Origin of the sequence: Methanomicrobium mobile BP (genome assembly GCF_000711215.1) — an archaeon.
Classification (GTDB): Archaea; Halobacteriota; Methanomicrobia; order Methanomicrobiales; family Methanomicrobiaceae; genus Methanomicrobium; species Methanomicrobium mobile.
Window position 1 is genome coordinate 426,965 of the sequence record NZ_JOMF01000004.1, and the last position, 21,110, is coordinate 448,074.

The following is a 21,110-nucleotide window of genomic DNA, read 5'->3' on the forward strand; positions in this document are numbered from 1 at the left end:
TGATAATTTAAGTAATGATAAAGGTTGCAATCAACGGATACGGAACTATCGGTAAGAGAGTTGCCGATGCCGTCGCGGCACAGGAAGATATGGAGATAATCGGCGTTTCAAAGACACGACCGAGCAGTGAGGCGCTGGTTGCCAACAAACGCGGATACCCGCTTTATATCGCGGATATCTCGAAGAAACCGGCATTCGAGGCTGCGGGGATAAAGGTCGCGGGAACGGTCGAGGAGATGATCGCGGCATGCGACGTCGTCGTCGATGCGACGCCGGGGGGAATCGGAAAGAACAACCGTGCTCTCTATGAGAAGGCGGGCAAAAAAGCCATCTGGCAGGGCGGCGAGGATCACGAGGTCGCGGGTTTCTCGTTCAACTCCTCCTGCAACTACGCCGATGCGATAGGCAGACAATTTGCAAGGGTTGTCTCCTGCAATACCACAGGTCTTTGCAGGATAATAAACGCGGTCGACAAGGCATTCGGCGTTAAAAAGGTGCGCGCAACCATGGTCAGACGCGGTGCCGACCCGGGCGACCCGAAACGCGGTCCCGTCGATGCAATCGTCTTAAACCCCGTCACCATCCCGTCGCATCACGGTCCCGACGTTCAGACCGTGCTTCCGCACATCAATATTGTCACGACCGCTCTCGTGGTGCCGACAACCTTCATGCACATGCACATTCTCTCCATGGACCTGAAGAAGAAGGCTACAAAACAGGAGATTGTCGATTTAATCAACGCTCATCCGAGAATCGGACTCATCAGACACGGTCTGGGCATCACGAGCACAGCCGAGATTAAGGAATACGCATCCGATCTCCTGCGACCGCGCTCGGATCTCTGGGAATCCTGCATATTCGAGGATTCCATCTCGGTCTCCGAGGATAACGAGCTCTATCTCTTCCAGGCGATTCATCAGGAGGCGGACGTCGTCGTCGAGAGCGTCGATGCCATAAGAGCGCTTGTCGGCAATGTCAAAGACGCGGACAAGTCGATTGCGATGACAAACAAAGCGCTGAAATTTGAAGCGATATAATTCAAATCTCAGTCATTCTTTTTTTATCAGCTTTTTTTATCAAAATCGGAAAATGCCGCAGGGCATGCCCCGCAGTGTTATCCCTGTTATGCCGCCGAAATATGCCGCGGGTCATATGTCGCAGCAAACTTTATCATAATGATCCGCATGGATGAGCATTTCCCCCTTCCAATCGATTTTCATAACCTCGGGAAACAAATTGCACCTCCGTATATGGAAAAGTGAATGTTTTTACCTGCGTCAGACAAATTTTCATAAAATTTAGTACTGCGCACATACGCGCGGAAATTTGAAACGAAGTCTTTATATTAAATTCTCCAGTGGAAACCATGGGGTTCAACGGGAGTGTATTACAACACAAATACGCTTTACTTTTTTTCGGAGCGGTTTCAGATCTTCAGATAAATTCAAATGTACTAATAATATTAGGGACATAGATAAAATATCCTAATACCTAACGTAAGTAAACAGGATAAATTCAGATAAAACAGGTCTACAAAACTGGATTAACCCTGCCGGAATCAGCCTTTAAGAATCAACCTTACGGGATTAAACCGGCGGGTGCAATCATTCGGGAACGGAAATATGTTAAACGCAGCAGAAGACAATGAGAGGAGAGGAAAACGCGGAGAGTACAGAGGCTGTCACCGATCTCCGGCGGCTAAAAATCTCAGCAGGAAAGCCGAGGACTACCTTGAGGCAATACTGAACGTAAGCCTTGAGAAGGGTTATGCGAAGACAAGGGACATCGCAAAAGAGCTGGGCGTCTGTCCGCCTTCGGTCGTCGAGATGTTCATAAAACTGAGCAAACTCGGACTTATAGAATACCGCAAGTATGAGGGCGTAATCTTAAAACCCGAAGGGAGAGAGATTGCGACCGTAATCAAATACCGCCACGATACCCTCATGGCATTCCTAAAGCTCATCGCCGTTCCAGAAGATCTCGCAAACGACGATGCCTGTCTCATGGAGCATGAACTTCATGCCAAGACAATCGAGCAGATTCACCTCTTCGTAAATTTCTTGAACGAAAAAGGCACTGCAAACCATATCCTTCAGGATTTCGACGAGTTCTGCATAGTAAAGAGGAGCGAAGCGGAGAAAGAGCAGAACTGACGGAATTCCAATTATCATTCCTCAAATATAAATTATCTAACATTAATCATCAAACAATTACCCGATTTTTACGCAAAACTTTCTATTCGATATTTCGGAGCCTGATTTCATTCATTTTCATGCACTTTTTAATTTCGGCAAATTTCCGACATTTTAGATTTTTTGCGTAATATCCGAAACTGATTAAGAATCCGCTAAAAATCCTTCCGGATTTAGGTCACCGGTTATAACGACCAAACAAAAAACAGATGAGCGATGAATATATCAAACATCTCAGAATCAAGCAATGAAAAAGTCACCACGCTTGACACACTTCCCCCGAATCACAAGGGGACAATAATGTGCGTTCACGGCGCCGGTGCGTTCAAGAAACGCATTCTAGGCATGGGAGTGGTTGCCGGTACCGAGATTGAGACCGTACGTGCCGCTCCGCTCGGAGATCCCGTGGAATATAAGTTAAAGGGATACTGTCTGTCCCTGAGAAAAGCGGAAGCAAAACTCATTGAAATCGGCAACGTAACGGAGGTAAAACAATGACAACGGGCATATACGCACGAAATTCGCAGAAGAAACAGGTAATGCCGCTCGCGTTCCTGAAACGCGGCGAAAGCGGAGTCGTAAACGCGGTTAACCTCGGCGACGACGTCAGGAAAAAACTCATCTCGCTCGGAATCTGCCAGAACAGCGAGGTCACAATATGTTCGGAGTCCTGCGGCGCCGTAATCGTCAATGTCGGCAGTGCACACTACGCACTATCCAGAGCAACGGCGATGAAGATTATGGTCGGCACCGGCGGTTCGGACAGCGCCGGCGAGGACGGCATCATCCTCAAAAGCAGGTGCAAAAACAGCGAAACCGTCTCCGATAACGGCGGCAATCTTGTCATGCCCGATCTGGGAACGGGAGCAGAGACATACGAGTTCAAAAAGGTTGCCGGGACGATATAATGGCGGAGAACAAAAAACTGAGACTGGGTCTCATCGGAAACCCGAATGTGGGTAAGACCACGATATTTAACGCCATCACGGGCGCAAGACAGAAGACGGGTAACTGGCCCGGCGTCACGGTCGAGAAGAAGACCGGTCAGGTCACTCACAAAGGCGTCGATATCGAGATAATCGACCTTCCGGGAACGTATGCCATCACCGCATATTCGCCGGACGAGATAATCGCCCGCGACTTCATACTCGACGAGAAGCCCGACGTCGTCGTTCAGATCGTCGATACGACAAACCTCGAGAGAAATCTGTATCTTACGACCCAGCTTGCCGAGATTACTCCGAATCTCATGCTCGCCTTAAACCTCACGGATTTTGCCGAGGCACAGGGTCTTGCGGTCGATGCGGATAAACTCTCCAAGGAACTCTCGATTCCCGTCGTAAAGACGGTCGGAACCAGAAAGGAGGGTATAAACGAACTCCTCGATGCCGCAATCGGACTTGCCGGCAGCGGCAAAGGCACATGCGCAGGCTCATGCACATCATGCACCTCATGCGGCGGATTTGTCAATTTCAGCCCGAAGACCGAGGATGCGATAACAAAGATCTCCGAGGTTCTTGCAGGGGATGCCTCGCTTACCTCGAAGTATCTGACAAGGTGGCTCGCGATAAGTCTGCTTGAAGAGGACGCAAACGTCATCGAAAAGGTGAAGGCGAATTCGGACCTTTATGCGAAGTTATCGCCGGTTTTATCCTCTTACAGCCCCGAAGTTGCCGAAGCCGACATAGCGGACGGCAGATATACCGCGATAAGTGCGCTCGCACAGAAGGTGCGGATCGGAAAAGTCGAGTCCAAGATTAGTCCTTCCGACACCCTCGATCACGTCCTTACGGACAAATGGCTCGGAATCCCGATATTCCTCGCGCTTATGTGTGCGGCATTCGATCTGACCTTCACGTTCGGAGCGCCGTTCATGACGCTCATCGAGACCGTTGTCGGCTGGATTTCAACGTTTGCGGTCGACAATGTCCCGGGACTGCTCGGTTCAATCCTCGGCGACGGTATCATCGCCGGTGTCGGTTCGGTCCTCGTATTCCTGCCGAATATCCTGATTCTCTTCTTCGTTCTCTCAATACTCGAAGATACCGGATATCTCGCAAGAGCGGCGTTCATCATGGACCGGCCCCTTCATGCACTCGGACTTCCGGGTAAAGCCTTCATCCCGATGCTGAGCGGATTCGGATGCAATGTCCCGGGATTCATGGCGGCAAGAACCATCGAGGACGAGAAAGACCGCCTTCTGACGCTTCTCGTGACTCCGTTCATGTCCTGCGGCGCCAGACTTCCGATCTACGTCCTCTTCGCGGGCGTATTCTTCACGGCAAATGCGGGTGAGGTCATCTTCTCGCTGTATCTGCTCGGAATCGTTATCGCAATCGTTTCGGCGTTCATCTTCAAGAGAACGCTCTTCAAGGGCGAGCCCGCCCCCTTCATCATGGAGATGCCGCCTTACAGAATTCCGACGCTCTTTGCGGCGCTCGAACACATGTGGTCACGCGGCGAGCTTTATCTGAGAAAGGCAGGTACCTTCATCCTTATCGGTGCGGTCATTGTCTGGGCTCTTGCATCCTTCCCCGTCGGCGTCGAATACGGCAGTCAGGAGAGTTATGCGGGTGCACTCGGAACGGCGATTCAGCCTATCTTCGAACCGCTCGGTTTCGACTGGAAGATCTCGGTTGCGCTCATCTTCGGATTCGTTGCCAAAGAGGTGGTTGTCGGATCTCTCGGTGTGCTCTACGGCGCCGGAGATGACGAAGGAGCGCTTACGGATGCTTTGCTTGAAGATCCCGTGATGTCGCCGGTGACGGCACTGACGCTCATGGTCTTTACCCTGCTCTATCTGCCCTGTGTTGCGGCAACCGCCGTCATGAGACAGGAGTCGGGTTCATGGAAGTGGACGGGATTCATGGTTGTTTACACATGCGTTACGGCATGGATTGTATCGTTTATAGTCGCAAATGTCGCGAAATTATTCATCTGAGGTAAAAATGGCAAATTCAAACAAATCCAAAACAAATTCAAATTCCGTGCCTTCGGCAAAATACGGACTGGGTCTGATTGCGGGCATTCTGTATCTTGCCTTCGGCATTATGCAGCTTACGGCAACGGTCGGCTTTACGATGCCGTTTTACGAGTCGCTATACATCACGGGCGGCATCTTCAATGCCTTCGTTCTTCTCGTGACCGCCGCCGTCTTCCTGACCGGCATCCTCAGAATGAACAGGAATACCGCGGAGGCGGACGCATTCCTCGATGTCGGTTTCCTGCTCTCGCTTGCGTTCGGCATCGTGGCGATTCTGGGCACGCTTGCCGGCGGTCTTGACATGTGGATAGGCGAGGAGGAAGAGATTGTCGAGGGTATGCTCGAGACGGTTACTCCGCTGCTTTACATGGTTGTCTTCGGCTTCCTCGGATACTGCCTCTGGGCAAAGGATCTCTTCCGCAAGGTTGTGGCTGCATGAGTGCGGATGCAGGTAATGCAGACAATGCGGGCGGCGTAAATCTCATGGCGGAGATAGCAAAGAGTATTGCCGAGGGGGTCTTCATCCCCTCCGTTCTTGCTGCCGAGCTCGACATTTCCTCCAAAGAACTTTCCGAACGACTTTTCATGATGGCCCGAATGGGATTTATCGCAAAGGATGCACCGGCGGCATCATCCTGCGGCTGTGCCAAATGCTGCTGCGGATGCAACATCAGTGAGTGCGGTTCCGCACTTTCGGGGTCTAGCTATATACTTACCGAGAAGGGAAAGAAACTGTTAAAAGCTTAAACTGCCGCGGGAATACGCCACAGGCATTTTAAAACAGTTTTAAATTTTTTTGAGATTTTTAAAATTTTGAAAATTTCTTTTAACTTTTACTTTTAACTTTTTACGGCTTTTACTACTTTTACGACACTGCCGACTGCGGATATATCCTCACATCCCTTCCGTCATATTCCACTCTTAAAGCGCCGGCGTCGCAGAGGCATTTGACATGCCAGTGAACCGTGCTCTTGTCGATGCCGATGGCATCCGAGATATGCTTATTCGATATTCCGGGTCGTTCCTGAACAATCTTCAGAATAAGTCTGCGGTTCTCGTGTCGGGCAACGATTATGTCCGCGATTCTGTTCTCCGTAAACGAACCGTCGTTCCTGAAATAATAGACCTTGCCGCCCTTCTTGACATGGAAAATTTTTCTGCTCTTTTCAAGAATATACAGGTGATATCTGGTCGTTCCTATGTTTATTCCCGTAAGTTCGCCGATCTCCGCGGCGATAATGCCCGGGTTGTCGCATACGGAATCATAGATGATCTTTTTGTTGCCGCCGTCCGCACCCGAATCTGTTGCGTTCTTCGTTCTTCCGAAAAAGAGGAGAGCGTATTTCAGCACACAGATCAGCGAAAAAAAAGTGCCGAGGATCACCGAGACCTTAATCCATAAGGGCAGTTCGGAAAATTCACGAATTTTGTCACTGCCGGAGGTGTCGATATAATCCTCAAAATCCGGCGAATCCGAGACAATGTAGCCGTCCGCATAGTGATATACGGTGGCTTCGGTTTTTTCGGTCGGAGAAACCGCGACCGCCGCCGAAATTGCGAGAATAAAAATTACCGCGAATAATCCCATGATTGCGGTGTTCCGCTGCATCTTTTCTTCGTTCATGTTTACTCCGTGCATTTAGTGCATTATACTCTTTAACCGCGTTACGCAAGCGATACGTCAAACCGCGTATATATCGTCAAACCGTATAGTATTCGGTTCCGTCAACCCTGTCGCCTTTCACGGCATACCACCATTCGCCCAAATCCACCCCGTTGAGCCTTTTGATGTAAAAGTTGATTATGCCGTTTTGCGACCTGTCAAAATCGGCGTCACGGTAGGGACCGAAGATGTGACCCTTCGGCGAATATACGGTAATACTGAGATTGGAGAACGTATCCGACTCCGCCGCACTCTCCGTGGCATTGCGCCGGTAATCGGGATTGACGGATTCTCCCCAGCAGAGTTTGATGCCGAGCGCCGTCGTAAACGAGGTCACATTCTGACTGTGCCACTTAACTTCGTTGTTTTCGATGGTGTTTGCGTCTTTGGGCCAGCTTCTCTTCCAGCGGTTTATGTGCTCTTTCTGCTCGTCGCTCATCTCGGCGTAGAACTCGGGCCAGACCTTCTGCATGTACTCTCCGATGGTCATCTCCGAGCCTTCAAGCTCGTTCATTATCCTTAACTGCTCTTCGGTCGCATTGGCCGAGAGTGCGTCCACGGGATCCATCATCAGAAGCATGAGAATCAGCCCGATGAATACCGCAAAGATTGCCGATTTATACACGGATTGATACATTGTGTCCCCCCTTTTATCCTGTCAGGTTATGTTTGGTCCTGTTTTGTCAGTTTGGTTATGTCTTTTTCTGTTGTGTTCTGTTCAGTCCTTAGTTCGTTTCAGTTCGGTTCAGTCAGTTTGTTCTGTTTTATTCTCAGTCCTTTTAGTCCTGTTCGGTAATCATGGAGTCCGATATTGTTTAATGGTCTCTTTGTAACTCAGAAATATAAGCATTTTGCCGCAAGAATACAATATGCGGTCGCGGGGCAGGAAATTTTCAGAGGCATGACTCCATACCTGATTATGTTCATTCCTTTTGCGGCATTCGCCGTTAACTGAGATCCCGTTCCCGTATTTTCCGCTTTAATTTCGTCCTTTTTTTCTTCGTTATTCTCATGTTTGTTTACGGATTTTACATCATCGGGCCAGCTTTTCTTCCAGTTGTTGATCTTCTCTTTCTGTTCGTCATCGAGTTCCGCGTAGAACTCGGGCCAGACTTTCTGCATGTACTCTCCGATGGTAATGTCGGTGCCTTCAAGCTCATTCATTATCTTTAACTGTTCATCTGTCGCCACGGCTTTAAGAGCGCTTACAGGTGAACAGATTAATACTGCGCAGAGAAGTAATACTCCGGCAATTACATACTTTGTAGTTTTTTCCATAGAGATTTCCTGTCAAAAATTTTCTTGACATATCCTCATATATCGTGCAGGTTAATAACCGCTCTCTGATCCCTATCAAACAATCGATTCGGCAAAGATCAATTGTTTGATGAGGATGAGAGATGGTATATATTGCATAGATTCGATACAAAAAATCATGAGAATTACAATATCACAAATTCCCTTGATACTCTCCCTACTAATCATTTTGATTTCTTCATGCGTGCTTCCTGCATCCGCCTTGGAATTCTCTGAAGAAAAAATAATATTTGTCGCAGATGAGACAGCTGCTCCCAAATTTGCCATTGATTCGGGCAATATTTTCATCATGGAAAGGTGTATGAACCATAAAAACGATCACGGTGACTATATCATAGGATGGTCAAAACTTTACATCTATAACATAAGCACCGATAAACTGACTGAATTAACCTTTGATGATATGCCGAATACGGGAAATCACTTTCCGATTGACATATCAGGAAATACTGTTTACTGGATGGGAGAATCCTATATTCGATTATATGATACAGAATCAAAATCGTATGACAAATTACCTGTGCCGTCATCTCAACTGAGGTACCTCGCAGTTCAGGATGAAACGCTTGCACTTATTGCTACAGACTATCCTAACGGAATGGAGGGAAATGATATTTACATATCAACCGACGCAGGTGGAAATTTTAAACACTACATATTCCCCGGATATCAATACGACATAAAAATTAGCGGGAATAATGTTGCCTTTTATGACGACAGATACGGTCAGATGAGAAATACGGTACATTATCTCAATATCGATACTGGAGAGTCACATCAGATAGGTGACGAAACCAAAGGAGTGTACTTATATCCCGATATCTCGGGCAGTAATATTGTCTACATATTTGACCCTGATTTTTCTTCTTTTATGAAAGGTCCTAAGGAGGCTAAACAGGAATTACATCTGACCGACATTTCGACAAATAAGACATACCTGATTGCATCACCAAACGCACGAATTTCCTCAGCCGCAATCGATAATGACTACATTGTCTGGTGCGATAACAGGGATGAATCGGGAAAATACAAGCTATTTCTTTTCAATATGAAAGAAAATAAGGAGTATTACGTTGCCGATATCAATGCGGAATACGGAGCGGCTCCTCTTGTATCGAAAAACACAATAGTATGGGCTGACGGTGTCGATAACAAAGGAGTCATAAAAATCGTGACAATACATGATGAGAACTATGTCGATGAAGGCATAAGCGGCAACAGCGGCACGGACAACACAAACAACTCAGAAAACCCTCAGCCACAGCAGACAAGTCCGCAAACGGCATCGGGGGAAATAGTGTGCATAATTATCTCGGTCGGCATTGCATTAATCGCCAAAGCAGGATATCATGGAAGAAAGAATAACTGAATTGATACTCATAATTATCTCTTTAATTTCTTTATGCGTGCTTCCGGCATCAGCCTTGGAGTTATCCGAAGAAAAAACGATATTTGTCTCAGATGATACAGCATTTCCCTATTATGCCATTGATTCGGGAAACATCTTCATATTGGATTTGTATTTTGATAAGTATGCAAACAAGGATAAGAAACAAGACGATGAATGGTCAAGACTTTATTTGTACAATATAAGTAGCGATAAACTGACGGAATTAACCTTTGATGACATGTCCAATACGAAAGCAAATGACCCAATCGCAATTTCGGGAAATACAGTATATTGGACGGTAAATTCTGATTACCTATCATATGATGCGGATATCAGATCATATAATACAGCATCAAAAGCTTACAACAGATTATCCGTGCCGCCGTCTTTCCCGGAAGAACTTGCAGTTCAGGATAAAACGATTGCACTTGTTGCGACAAGATTTCCCGGTGACATTGACGGTCCCGACATTTGCCTTTCAAAGGATGGGGGTGAAAACTTTAAACGCTACAGACAACCCGGACATCAGGAAGGCATGAAAATGAGCGGTAATATTGTTGTCTATAAAGACAGCAGATCCAGCCATTCGAGTAATGCATTAAATTATCTTAATATCGACACATGGGAATCATATCAGATAGGTGACGAAACCAAAGGAGTATACACCTCTCCCGATATCTCGGGCAGTAATATTGTCTACAGATTTGATCCCGATTTCTATTCTTTTCTGAAAGGTCAGGATGCGAAACATGAATTACATATGATTGAAATTTCGACAAACAAGACATCAATAATTGCAGCACCAAACGCACGAATTTCCTCATTCGCAATCGATAAAGACTATATCGTCTGGTGCGATAACAGGGATAAACCAAATTACAAACTTTATCTCTATGATCTGAAAGAAAATAAAGAATATTACTTTGCCGATATCAATGATGAATACGGATCTGCCCCTCTTGTATCGAAAAACACAATTGTCTGGTCGGATAATGTCGATAACAGAAATGTCCTGAAAATTGTGACAATCCATGATGAGAACTGCGTCGATGACGGCATAAGCGGTAGCAGCGGCAGTGACGATACGGATAACACAGGCAACTCTGAGAACTCTCAGCCGCAGAATACAAACTCTGACAATACACAATCACAAACGGCATCGGGTGAAGTTGTTTGGATAATTGTCTCAGTCGGCATTGCATTAATTGCCATGGCGGGATATCATGGAAGAAAAAATAACTGAATTGATACTCATAATTATTTCTTTAATTTCTTTATGCGTTTTTCCGGCATCCGCATTGGAGTTATCTGAAGAAAAAATAATATTTGTTGCCGATGAGACAGCATATCCCAAATTTGCCATAGATTCGGGAAATATTTTCATCATGGAATTGTGTCCTGACCAAAACGACGGTCTTTATGACTTTATCATAGGATGGTCAAAACTTTACATCTATAATATAAGCACCGATAAACTTACGGAATTAACCTTTGATGATATGCCCGATACAAGAGGTCCCTCCCCAATCGCCATTTCGGGGAATACTGTTTATTGGACGGTAAATTCGGATTTACGATCATATGACATGGCATCAAAATCATACAACGAAATACTTGTGCCACCGTCTCAACTGATAGACCTTGAAATTAAGGATAAAACGATTGTACTTACCGCTACGGATTTTCCAAATGACATTGAAGGTCGTGACATTTACATATCAAAAGATGCGGGTGCAAACTTTAAACGCTACAGACTCCCAGGGTATCAATATGGCATTAAAATAAGCGGCAATATTGTCGCCTTTTATGACGACAGATACGGTCAGATGAAAGATACGGTACATTATCTTAATATTGATACGGGAGAATCTCATCAGATTGGTGACGAAACCAAAGGATTGTACTCATATCCTCATATATCGGGCAATAATATCGTCTACAGATATGACCCCGATTTTTATTCATTTTTGAAAGATCAGAAGGATATGAAGCAGGAATTATATATTACCGACATTTCGACAAACAAGACCTCCATAATTGCGTCGCCAAACGCACGAATTCCCTCATTCGCGTTTGATAAAGATTACATTGTCTGGGATGATAACCGCAATAAATCCAATTACAAGTTTTATCTTTACGATCTGAAAGAAAATAAAGAGTATTATGTTGCCGATATCAATGGGGAATACGGATCGGCTCCTCAGATCTCAAAAAATATAATAGCTTGGGTTGACAGTGTCGACAACAGAAATGTCCTGAAAATTGTGACAATACATGATGAAAACTATGTCGATGACGACATAAGCGGCAACAGCGGCACGGACGACATAGACAACTCTGAGAACTCTCAGTCACAGCAGACAAGTCCACAAACGGCATCAGGGGAAATTGTCTGCATAATTATCTCGGTCGGCATTGCATTAATTGTCATGGGGGGATATCATGGAAGAAAAAATAACTGAATACAAATGAATAAGTAGGAAATACGGAATAAAATCAAGAAATCATCAATTGTTTGATGAGGATGAGAGATGGTATATATCGTATAGATAAGATAGAAACAAATCATGAGAATTACAACATCACATATTCCTTTGATACTCTCACTGATGCTCTTATTAATTTCTTTCGCGTTTCCGATATCCGCTCTTGAATTATCGGAAGAAAAAACAATATTTGTCTCCGATGATGCAGCATCTCCCAGATTTGTCATAGATGCTGGAAACATTTTCATATTGGATTTATATTTTGATAAGTATGCAAACAAAAATAAGAAACAAGACGATGAATGGTCAAAACTTTATTTCTATAATATAAGCACCGATAAACTGGCGGAATTAACCTTTGATGACATGTCGAATACGAAAGCAAACGACCCAATCGCAATTTCGGGGAATACGGTATATTGGACGGTAAATTCTGATTACCGATCATATGATACGGATATTAGATCATATGATATAGTATCAAAATCTTACAACAGATTATCCGTGCCGCCATCACACCCGATAGAACTATATGTTCAGGATAAAACGATTTCACTTCTTGCTACAAAATTTCCTGATGACATTGACGGTCCTAACATTTGCATATCAACTGATGCAGGTGAGAACTTTAAACGCTACAGACTCCCGGGACATCAATCCGGCGGAAAAAACAGCGGAAATATTGTCGTCTTTGGTGACAGCAGATACGGTCAGATGAGAAAATCAGTCCATTATCTTAATATCGATACGGGAGAATCCTATCAGATAGGTGATGAAACCAAAGGGGTGTACACATACCCCGATATCTCGGGCACTAATATAGTCTACAGATTTGACTCCGATTTTTATTCGTACCTGAAAGGTCTGGATGTGAACCAGGAATTATACGTTACCGACATCTCGACTGACAAGACATCCCTGATTGCATCACCAAACGCACGAATTAACGTACCAGCAATCGATAAAGACTATATTGTCTGGTGCGACAATAGGAATAAACCCATTTTCAAGCTTTATCTTTACGATCTGAAAGAAAATAAGGAGTATTATGTTGCCGATATCAATGATGAATACGGAGCGGCTCCTCTTGTATCGAAAAACACAATTGTCTGGTCGGATAATGTAGACAATAAAAATGTCCTGAAAATTGTGACAATACATGATGAGAACTATATCGATGACGGCATAAGCGGCAACAGCGGCACGGACGACATGGATAACACAGGCAACTCTGAGAACTCTCAGCCACAGAATACAAATTCTGACAATGCACAATCACAAACGGCATCGGGTGAGGCGGTGTTTATTATTGCCGCTGTCTGCACCGCACTCTTTGCCAAAGCCCTGTATCAGAGAAGAAACGATGAATGAAAAATAAACGAACGAAAACCGGAGCAGAAGGAAATACGGGATGTTCAGGAAATAAAGGAAATAGAAATATAAAGGAAATACAGGGAATACGCAAGTGAGAAAAGATTATTGCAATAAATATTATCCTAATTGAACGCCAATAATATTGGCAGAAAATATGGACGCATACACACTTGCAACAAGAAATACAGTAGAGATCGTCACCGAAGATGAATTGAGAGCCGTACTTGCCAAGCCCGAAAAATCCGTATATACGGGATATGAGCCGTCCGGCGAGATTCATCTCGGACACCTCGTCACAATAAACAAACTCATGGACCTCCGCGACGCCGGCTTCAAGGTCAAAGTCCTCCTTGCCGACCTTCACGCCTTCCTCAACAAGAAAGGAACGATGGAAAGAGTCGCCGAACTCGCCGACTACAACCGCCGCTGCTTTGAGGCCGTCGGTCTCAAAGGAAAGAACGTCGAGTTCGTCCTCGGAACCGACGTTCAGTTAAACAAGGACTATCAGATAAACACGCTCAGACTCGCCCAGCAGATAACCCTCAACCGTGCCACAAGAAGCATGGACGAGGTCGGCAGAAACATGGACGCACCCCACGTCTCGCAGATGGTCTACCCCATCATGCAGATGGTCGACATCCACACGCTCGGCGTCGACCTTGCCCTTGGCGGCATCGACCAGAGAAAGATACACATGCTCGCCCGCGAATACCTCCCGACAATCGGAGCAAAAGCGCCGCTGTGTATGCACACCCCGATTATCAACGGACTTAACGGCAAGAAGATGTCATCCTCCGAGGGCAACTACATCTCGGTCGCCGACACCGAAGAAGACATCAGAAAGAAGATGAAGAAGGCGTTCTGCCCGCCGGAGATTGAGGAAAACCCGATTCTGCAGGTCTTAAAATACCACGTCTTCCCGAGACTCGACACCGTCACCTTAAAGCGCCCCGAGAAGTTCGGCGGCGACATGGAATTCACATCCTACGAGGAATGCGAGAAGCTCTACGGCGAAGGAAAGATTCACCCCGCCGACCTCAAAGCGTCATGCACGGAAGGAATCGTCGAAGTCCTCGCACCCGCAAGAGATTATTTGGGTCTGTAAGACAAAAGGAGTATGATACCATGATGAAACAGAACAGCAAAAAGAGCGGCACGAAAACGGCATTGACAATATTAATGCTCGTTATTGCCGCCGCCGTCATCCTCACGGCGGGATGCACGGGAACAACAAGCCAGCCGATAACCCAGACTCCGACGCCTGCGGCAACACCCGAGGTTCAGCCGACCGCAACCGAAGCGGCGCAGGTCACCGCCGAGGCAACACAGACACCCGCCACAAACGGTCCGATATATGCCGCCGGAATGATAGTCACGAACGGCAAAGGCACACTGAAGGTCATCGGCGAATACAACCCCAAGACCGAACGCTACTGCACGAGAACACTCATGCAGGACAGGGACGGAAACGCCTACCTTCTGAAAGACGGCTCGTTTAAGGAACTCGGAAGCGATTACGACGCATACAAATCCTTCGAACAGCTCTATAACACGGTCTATGACGACTTAAGCGCACACACCGACGCCGCGGAAGAAGTCTATAACGTCAACGAAAAGAGCGGTCAGAGAATCCCCGTCTACGCCACAAACGACAGAATCAACCTTGTCGGTTACCTGATTCCGTCGGATGCGCTCACCATGGACTACCTGAACGCAAAGACCGAGTGAAGACCGCGTAAATCCCTATAGAACCCAATTATCTTCATTTTTTACCCGCAATTACCGTGGAATTATCGTGAAATATATAGTGCAATTCATCATGCAATTTATCGTGAGTTCACCGTGCAATTATCGTAATCCCCTTTTCGTCCCATCATCTTTATTTAGCATAATCATCAACTTTTTGTCGGGATCCGACAGATAATATTTGGGCAATTTACCTCTCTGAATATTCACCGACAGTATGGTCTGAGACTTCATGAATACGGACGCGGAATTAATAACGGCGGTCTTCATCATATTAGCCTGCGCTCTGGCAATACAGTTGCTCGGAAGACGCATAAAAATGCCGCTCATAATCGGCTATTTCCTCACGGGAATCGTAGTCGGTCCTTACGGTCTCGGATTGATCGGCGAATCTGGTGTCTCTCTTCTTGCCGAACTCGGCGTAATTCTCCTGATGTTTACAATCGGACTTGAGATTTCGCTTAAAAACCTGCTCAGCATGAAAAAAGTGGTCCTCATAGGCGGCGGATTGCAGCTCTGTCTTACGACCGCTGCCGTCTGGGCAATCATGGTCATGCTCGGTTTTCCCTCGAACACCGCACTCTTTACGGGATTTCTGATCGCTCCTTCGTCAACGGCAATAATCATGAGCCTTTACCAGCAGAGCGGCGATATAGAAAACGCTCACGGAAAGATTGCCCTCGGAATGCTCATATTTCAGGACATCTGCGTAATCCCGATGATGCTCCTTGTACCGATAATCGCGGGCAATTCCTCCAAAAACTTAGCCTTCGAACTTCTCAATCTCGGATTCGGAATGCTGATTCTCGCCTTTGTCCTCGTCGCCGCAATCATCTTCGTGCCCCGTCTCCTGACAAAGGTTGCGTCATTCAGGAACCATGAACTCTTTGTAATAACAATCGTGGTCATCTGCTTCGGAATCGCATGGCTCATGTCGCTTAACGGCGTCTCGCTCGCACTCGGCGCCTTCCTTGCAGGCGTTGCCATTTCGGAGTCCGAATACAGCTACGAGATAATCGGGCAGGTGATGCCGATTCGCGACATTCTGACAAGTTTCTTCTTTGTTTCTGTAGGAATGATGCTTAATCTCGGATATCTTTCGTCACATGTCCTCATAATCGGCGTTATCGCCGTTGTGCTCCTCTTCGGAAAGACAATAATCAATTTCGTCAGTCTGAAGGCAATCGGCGTCATGTCTGCGGTTGCATTCCTGTCGGCGGTAGGAATCTCTCAGATCGGTGAGTTCTCGTTCATCCTCGGTCTTTCGGGTCTTCAGTCGGGAATTGTGGACAACGACCTTTATCAGATATTCCTCACGGTCTCGATTATAACGATGGCAATAACCCCGTATCTCGTAAATTACGCGCCCGCAATCGTCAAAAAACAGATGACGAGGAGGGCGGCGGCGGTTGCGGATGAACCTATTGATTTCGGCTTCGAAACCGCGGATACGGCGACGGATAAGGAACCTGCGGAAACAACGGCAACTGCGGTAACTGTGGGAACGGCGGGAGTAACGGGAGCTTCCGCATCCGCGGAATCCGCGGGCATATCTTCGGAGATAGCGGGAGAAACACCGGTAAAGCGCTCGCGCTCAACGAAACCGCACATATACAAAAAACATGTTATCGTCGTCGGTTACGGAATATGCGGTCAGTTCGTCGTCAAAGCACTCAAAAAAACGGGGATTAAATACATTATCCTCGAACTCAATCCCGCAACCGTTGAGGCGGAAAGAAAGAAGGGCGAGGAGATTATCTACGGCGACGCAAGCCGCGACACCATCTTAAATCACGTAAAGGCAGAGAAAGCGGGCGCAATCGTCGTTACGATTCCGAACGGCGAGGTGACAAAGGCAATCATCACGACCGCCAGAAGACTCAATCCGTCGATATACATCATCGCCCGCGTCAGATTTATCTCGGATATTACCGAATTATATCGTCTCGGTGCCGATGAGGTCATAGTCGACGAGAGAGAGTCGGCTATCGAGATCTTCAAGCGCACCATCCTGAAAAGCAATGTATTCACGCAGGAATTGGAGAAAGAACTCGACGTCAGCGTAAAACAGATGAGATTGAATCTCTACGACAGATATCTTGAAAAACCGATTATTGAGAGCGAAAAGAATGCGATCTCCGGAAATTACTCCCTCTTCCGCCCCATGATGCATATGATTCATACGGCGGACAAAAACATGCCGAAATCCAAGAACAGCATAAAGAAGATTGTCGTCGGCAAAAACTCGTATATCTGCGGCAAAAGACTCTCCGAGGTCTCGATACGCGGCAAATACGGTGTTTCGGTCGTCGCCGTAAAGAGAGCGGAGAACACCGATGCCGAACTTACGCCCGACGGCGATACCTTCCTCTACGAAGGCGATACCGCGATTGTCGTCGGCGAAATCGGCAAAATTGACGAGATAAGAAGACTCTTCGACGAAGTCGGAAACTGAAACACAAATATCCTGTAATCCCATAACTTAATTTGTTTTCCTTTTTTAACGCAATTCTGCCGAAAACTCATAACTTGCGGATAATTGCTGATAACTTGGGGATAATTGCGAATAATTTGTGGAAATTTGCGGATATATTATCCGAAATACGAATTATCACCGACTCTACGACGAATCTTACGTATATATCCGACAGATATATCTTACAGATATAAATATACAAAAATCAATTAACCTCTTTGAATATTCACCGACGGGACGGTCTGAAACTTCATGAATACGGATGCCGAACTGATTACCGCAGTATTTATCGTACTGGCCTGCGCTCTTGCAATACTGGTACTTGGAAGACGCGTAAAAATGCCGATTATAATCGGCTATTTCCTTACGGGAATCATCGTCGGTCCTTACGGTCTCGGACTGATAGGCGAATCCGAGGTGTCTCTTCTTGCCGAACTCGGCGTAATCCTCCTGATGTTCACAATCGGACTTGAAATTTCGCTTAAAAACCTTCTCAGCATGAAAAAAGTCGTCCTCATAGGCGGCGGTCTCCAGCTTTGTCTTACGACCGCGGCAGTGTGGGCAATCATGGTGATGATGGGATTTTCGTCAAACACGGCAATATTCATAGGTTTCCTTGTAGCTCACTCATCAACCGCGGTAATAATGAACCTGTATCAGCAGAGCGGAGAGATAGACACTCATCAGGGAAAAATGGCTCTCGGTCTGCTCATATTCCAGGACCTCAACGTCGTTCCGATGATACTTATGGTACCGATACTGGCAGGCTCATCCTCCGAAAGTTTAGGCTGGGATCTCCTAAATTTCGGATTCGGAATGATACTTCTGGGATTAATCCTCGTTGCCGCAATCATCTTCGTGCCGCGTATACTTACAAAAATCGTCTCGATGAGAAATCAGGAACTCTTCGTAATAACGATTGTAGTCATCTGTTTCGGAATCGCGTGGCTCATGTCGCTCAACGGCGTCTCGCTCGCACTCGGCGCCTTCCTTGCCGGCGTTGCCATCTCGGAATCCGAATACAGCTATGAGATAATCGGGCAGGTAATGCCGATTCGCGACATTCTCACAAGCTTTTTCTTCGTATCAATAGGCATGATGCTTAATCTCTCCGACCTCACATCCCATTTACTTGTAATCGTCGCAATCGCCGCGGCACTCCTCTTCGGAAAGACAATTATCAATTTCGTCAGTCTGAAGGCAATCGGCGTTGCGTCGACGGTGGCTTTCCTTTCGGCGGTAGGACTCTCGCAGATCGGTGAATTCTCATTCATACTCGGTGTCTCGGGTCTTCAGTCGGGCATACTTACCGAAGAAGTCTATCAGATCTTCCTTGCAATATCGATAGTCACCATGGCAGCAACCCCGTATCTTGTCAAAGCCGCACCCGTTATTGCCGATAAATACATAAAAACGCATGAATTCCCGCAGTCCGCGGAAACGGCGACAGGCATCCCGTCGGCAAACGGTGTGCCGTCCGACACCGACACGGCGGCATCCGTCCCGACGGAAAAAGGCGACGCGGTGCCTGCGGGTGAGAGTTCGGCAGCGGATACCCGGGGCATTCCCGCAAAAAAAGACGGTCGGCACGTGGTTGTTGTAGGTTACGGAATCTGCGGTCAATATGTCGTAAAAGCGCTTAAAAACACGGGTCTTAAATATGTCATAATCGAACTGAACCCGGGAACGGTAACGGAAGAGAAGAAAAAAGGCGAAGAGATAATCTACGGTGACGCAAGCCGCGACATTATCCTTAATCATGTAAAAATCAGCAAAGCAGGCTCAATTGTTGTTACCATACCGAACACGGAAGCGACAAAGGCAATCATAACAACAGTAAGAAGGCTCAATCCGACGATATACATCATCGCCCGCGCCAGATTCGTCTCCGATATTGCCGAACTCTACCGTCTCGGTGCCGATAAGGTAATTGTCGATGAAAGAGAAACCGCTCTTGAGATCTTCAAGTGCATAATCCTGAAAGGCAAGACGATTACTCCGGAGTTGCAAAACGAAATTGATGCCTGCGTAAAACAGATCAGGCGGGAACTCTACGACCGCTATCTCGAAAAATCGATGGCAGAAAGTAGCGATATGAACAATACGACCGACGGGAATAACTTTCTCCTCCGCCCCATGATGCATATGATTCATACGGCGGACAGGAACATGCCGAAATCCAAGAACAGCATCAAAAAGATTATCGTCGGCAAAAACTCGTATATCTGCGGCAAAAGACTCTCGGAGGTCTCGATACGCGGTAAATACGGCGTCTCGGTCGTCGCCGTCAGGAGAGCGGAGGACGCGGATGCCGAACTTACGCCCGATGACGATACCGTCCTCTACGAAGGGGATACCGCGATTATCGTCGGCGAAATCGGTCAGATTGACGAGATAAGGAAACTCTTCGACGAAGTCGGGGAATAAAACACAACATTATTGGAAGCGGATCGAAATCGGAGACGAATACGTATAAGAAACATACACGATTACGTATAAGATACATTCACGATTACGTATAAGATACATTCACGATTACGTATAAGATACATTCACGATTACGTATAAGATACATTCACGATTACGTATACGATACAGACACGAATGCGGATATGATTACGGAGACCGATATGGGCAAAAACAGAGATATTGAAAATAACGGCGGTAACGGCGGCACCGATAAACTCATCGAGAAGTTCGACAGGCTTGTCGAGAAAAAAGGGATTACTCTCCGCGATGCCGACAACTTCAAGGTGATGGAGAATGTCTTCGACGACCAGACCCTTCTTGCCCTCTATAAACTCGTGAACAAAGGAAAGATCTCCGCAATCGGCGGCTCGATTTCGACGGGAAAGGAGGCGAACGTCTTCTACGCCGAAGACGGCGACGGTCATCCGGCGGCGCTCAAGATATACCGCATTCAGTCGGCAAATTTCAATACGATGGGCGAATACATGGCAGGCGACCCGCGTTTTTCGTCGATACGCAAGTCGAAGAAGGAGTTCATATTTGCGTGGACGAAGAAGGAGTACGCAAACCTCATCCGCGCCCGCGATTCCGGGATCAACTGCCCGCAGGCTTATCTTTTCGACCGCAACATTCTGCTCATGGAGTTCTGCGGCGACAGAGAGACGGGGACGGCATACCCGCAGCTTCGTCAGGCGGCGGCAGGCTTTACAAAGTCGCAGGGCGAGGAGATATATCATGCGATTATCGCCGATATGAAGACGCTCTTCAACGGGGCGAGCCTCGTTCACGCCGATCTCTCGGAGTTCAACATCCTCTTCGACGGTGAAAAACACATAATAATCGATATGGGACAGGCAGTCCTTCCCGAGCACCCGGGTGCCGTCCGCTATCTGATTCGGGACATAAAGAACATAAACCGTTTTTTCAGCCGATTCTGCGAGCCGCTCGACGATGAGGCGGTCTTTAAGGAAATAGTCGGTGCCGAGAGAATGCAGCCGTAATTGCCGCGTAAAA

19 protein-coding genes are annotated in these 21,110 nt (G+C 46.8%); 16 read left to right on the top strand and 3 right to left on the bottom strand.

All coding sequences use genetic code 11. The annotated features are described in order from the left end of the window. Positions 1-14: 14 nt before the first annotated feature. From T502_RS01995 to T502_RS02025, 7 genes are all read left to right on the top strand, one after another. Positions 15-1,037 carry a type II glyceraldehyde-3-phosphate dehydrogenase gene (locus tag T502_RS01995; protein ID WP_042705362.1) on the top strand — a complete coding sequence of 341 codons (1,023 nt, stop codon included), beginning with the start codon at positions 15-17 and terminating at the stop codon, positions 1,035-1,037. 585 nt (positions 1,038-1,622) lie between these two features. Continuing rightward, positions 1,623-2,153: a metal-dependent transcriptional regulator gene (locus tag T502_RS02000; RefSeq protein WP_084172950.1), complete on the top strand. Its 531-nt coding sequence runs from the start codon at positions 1,623-1,625 to the stop codon at positions 2,151-2,153. A 255-nt stretch (positions 2,154-2,408) separates the two neighbouring features. Next, entirely contained in the window at positions 2,409-2,690 is a 282-nt protein-coding gene (locus tag T502_RS02005; RefSeq protein ID WP_042705363.1) for a FeoA family protein, read from the top strand. Then, a complete protein-coding gene (locus tag T502_RS08480; protein ID WP_052359023.1) occupies positions 2,687-3,100 on the top strand; it encodes a FeoA family protein in 414 nt (137 codons plus the stop codon). The genes T502_RS02005 and T502_RS08480 overlap by 4 nt, the downstream gene beginning before the upstream one ends. Beyond that, positions 3,100-5,133 carry a ferrous iron transport protein B gene (feoB, locus tag T502_RS02015; RefSeq protein ID WP_042705365.1) on the top strand — a complete coding sequence of 678 codons (2,034 nt, stop codon included), beginning with the start codon at positions 3,100-3,102 and terminating at the stop codon, positions 5,131-5,133. Before T502_RS08480 ends, feoB begins: the two co-directional genes overlap by 1 nt. A 7-nt stretch (positions 5,134-5,140) precedes the next feature. Beyond that, positions 5,141-5,614: a hypothetical protein gene (locus T502_RS02020; RefSeq protein ID WP_042705366.1), complete on the top strand. Its 474-nt coding sequence runs from the start codon at positions 5,141-5,143 to the stop codon at positions 5,612-5,614. Then, the gene (locus T502_RS02025; protein ID WP_042705367.1) at positions 5,611-5,922 is read left to right on the top strand and encodes a hypothetical protein; all 312 of its coding nucleotides are present in this window, start codon (positions 5,611-5,613) and stop codon (positions 5,920-5,922) included. The genes T502_RS02020 and T502_RS02025 overlap by 4 nt, the downstream gene beginning before the upstream one ends. Positions 5,923-6,040: 118 nt before the next feature. On the opposite strand, the gene T502_RS08485 is transcribed toward T502_RS02025, so the two are convergent. From T502_RS08485 to T502_RS02040, 3 genes are all read right to left on the bottom strand, one after another. After that, positions 6,041-6,799 carry a winged helix-turn-helix transcriptional regulator gene (locus tag T502_RS08485; protein WP_169736971.1) on the bottom strand — a complete coding sequence of 253 codons (759 nt, stop codon included), beginning with the start codon at positions 6,797-6,799 and terminating at the stop codon, positions 6,041-6,043. A gap of 76 nt (positions 6,800-6,875) precedes the next feature. After that, positions 6,876-7,475, bottom strand: coding sequence for a hypothetical protein (locus tag T502_RS08490; RefSeq protein ID WP_052359027.1), 600 nt, complete (start codon positions 7,473-7,475; stop codon positions 6,876-6,878). Between the two features lie 197 nt (positions 7,476-7,672). Next, the gene (locus tag T502_RS02040) at positions 7,673-8,116 is read right to left on the bottom strand and encodes a hypothetical protein (RefSeq protein ID WP_042705368.1); all 444 of its coding nucleotides are present in this window, start codon (positions 8,114-8,116) and stop codon (positions 7,673-7,675) included. Positions 8,117-8,273: 157 nt separating this feature from the next. Here T502_RS02040 and T502_RS02045 point away from each other — a divergent pair, with 157 nt between their 5' ends. From T502_RS02045 to T502_RS02085, 9 genes are all read left to right on the top strand, one after another. Beyond that, positions 8,274-9,524 (top strand): hypothetical protein, encoded by a 1,251-nt coding sequence (locus T502_RS02045; protein ID WP_157197436.1) that lies wholly within the window; start codon positions 8,274-8,276, stop codon positions 9,522-9,524. Beyond that, the gene (locus T502_RS02050) at positions 9,505-10,788 is read left to right on the top strand and encodes a hypothetical protein (protein WP_157197437.1); all 1,284 of its coding nucleotides are present in this window, start codon (positions 9,505-9,507) and stop codon (positions 10,786-10,788) included. The genes T502_RS02045 and T502_RS02050 overlap by 20 nt, the downstream gene beginning before the upstream one ends. Next, positions 10,769-12,007, top strand: coding sequence for a hypothetical protein (locus T502_RS02055; RefSeq protein WP_042705371.1), 1,239 nt, complete (start codon positions 10,769-10,771; stop codon positions 12,005-12,007). Before T502_RS02050 ends, T502_RS02055 begins: the two co-directional genes overlap by 20 nt. Before the next feature lie 105 nt (positions 12,008-12,112). Beyond that, positions 12,113-13,402 (top strand): hypothetical protein, encoded by a 1,290-nt coding sequence (locus T502_RS02060; RefSeq protein WP_157197438.1) that lies wholly within the window; start codon positions 12,113-12,115, stop codon positions 13,400-13,402. A 157-nt stretch (positions 13,403-13,559) separates the two neighbouring features. Then, on the top strand, positions 13,560-14,510 hold the full coding sequence (locus T502_RS02065; RefSeq protein WP_042705373.1) for a tyrosine--tRNA ligase: 951 nt from the start codon (positions 13,560-13,562) through the stop codon (positions 14,508-14,510). Positions 14,511-14,530: 20 nt separating this feature from the next. Beyond that, positions 14,531-15,133: a hypothetical protein gene (locus T502_RS02070; RefSeq protein ID WP_042705374.1), complete on the top strand. Its 603-nt coding sequence runs from the start codon at positions 14,531-14,533 to the stop codon at positions 15,131-15,133. Positions 15,134-15,383: 250 nt separating this feature from the next. Beyond that, positions 15,384-17,606, top strand: a complete 2,223-nt coding sequence (locus T502_RS02075) for a cation:proton antiporter domain-containing protein (RefSeq protein ID WP_042705375.1) — start codon at positions 15,384-15,386, stop codon at positions 17,604-17,606. A 273-nt stretch (positions 17,607-17,879) separates the two neighbouring features. Then, a complete protein-coding gene (locus T502_RS02080; protein ID WP_042705376.1) occupies positions 17,880-20,054 on the top strand; it encodes a cation:proton antiporter domain-containing protein in 2,175 nt (724 codons plus the stop codon). Between the two features lie 203 nt (positions 20,055-20,257). After that, positions 20,258-21,097, top strand: a complete 840-nt coding sequence (locus tag T502_RS02085; RefSeq protein ID WP_052359065.1) for a serine protein kinase RIO — start codon at positions 20,258-20,260, stop codon at positions 21,095-21,097. Positions 21,098-21,110: the final 13 nt, after the last annotated feature.

Excerpts from the sequence above, each read along its gene's own strand:
- feoB (WP_042705365.1), top strand. The coding sequence starts at position 3,100 with ATGGCGGAGAACAAAAAACTGAGACTGGGTCTCATCGGAAACCCGAAT.
- T502_RS02040 (WP_042705368.1), bottom strand. The coding sequence starts at position 8,116 with ATGGAAAAAACTACAAAGTATGTAATTGCCGGAGTATTACTTCTCTGC.
- T502_RS02000 (WP_084172950.1), top strand. The coding sequence starts at position 1,623 with ATGTTAAACGCAGCAGAAGACAATGAGAGGAGAGGAAAACGCGGAGAG.
- T502_RS01995 (WP_042705362.1), top strand. The coding sequence starts at position 15 with ATGATAAAGGTTGCAATCAACGGATACGGAACTATCGGTAAGAGAGTT.
- T502_RS08480 (WP_052359023.1), top strand. The coding sequence starts at position 2,687 with ATGACAACGGGCATATACGCACGAAATTCGCAGAAGAAACAGGTAATG.
- T502_RS02065 (WP_042705373.1), top strand. The coding sequence starts at position 13,560 with ATGGACGCATACACACTTGCAACAAGAAATACAGTAGAGATCGTCACC.
- T502_RS02080 (WP_042705376.1), top strand. The coding sequence starts at position 17,880 with ATGAATACGGATGCCGAACTGATTACCGCAGTATTTATCGTACTGGCC.
- T502_RS02020 (WP_042705366.1), top strand. The coding sequence starts at position 5,141 with ATGGCAAATTCAAACAAATCCAAAACAAATTCAAATTCCGTGCCTTCG.
- T502_RS02085 (WP_052359065.1), top strand. The coding sequence starts at position 20,258 with ATGGGCAAAAACAGAGATATTGAAAATAACGGCGGTAACGGCGGCACC.
- T502_RS02045 (WP_157197436.1), top strand. The coding sequence starts at position 8,274 with ATGAGAATTACAATATCACAAATTCCCTTGATACTCTCCCTACTAATC.
- T502_RS08490 (WP_052359027.1), bottom strand. The coding sequence starts at position 7,475 with ATGTATCAATCCGTGTATAAATCGGCAATCTTTGCGGTATTCATCGGG.
- T502_RS02055 (WP_042705371.1), top strand. The coding sequence starts at position 10,769 with ATGGAAGAAAAAATAACTGAATTGATACTCATAATTATTTCTTTAATT.
- T502_RS02050 (WP_157197437.1), top strand. The coding sequence starts at position 9,505 with ATGGAAGAAAGAATAACTGAATTGATACTCATAATTATCTCTTTAATT.
- T502_RS02075 (WP_042705375.1), top strand. The coding sequence starts at position 15,384 with ATGAATACGGACGCGGAATTAATAACGGCGGTCTTCATCATATTAGCC.
- T502_RS08485 (WP_169736971.1), bottom strand. The coding sequence starts at position 6,799 with ATGAACGAAGAAAAGATGCAGCGGAACACCGCAATCATGGGATTATTC.
- T502_RS02005 (WP_042705363.1), top strand. The coding sequence starts at position 2,409 with ATGAATATATCAAACATCTCAGAATCAAGCAATGAAAAAGTCACCACG.
- T502_RS02060 (WP_157197438.1), top strand. The coding sequence starts at position 12,113 with ATGAGAATTACAACATCACATATTCCTTTGATACTCTCACTGATGCTC.
- T502_RS02070 (WP_042705374.1), top strand. The coding sequence starts at position 14,531 with ATGATGAAACAGAACAGCAAAAAGAGCGGCACGAAAACGGCATTGACA.
- T502_RS02025 (WP_042705367.1), top strand. The coding sequence starts at position 5,611 with ATGAGTGCGGATGCAGGTAATGCAGACAATGCGGGCGGCGTAAATCTC.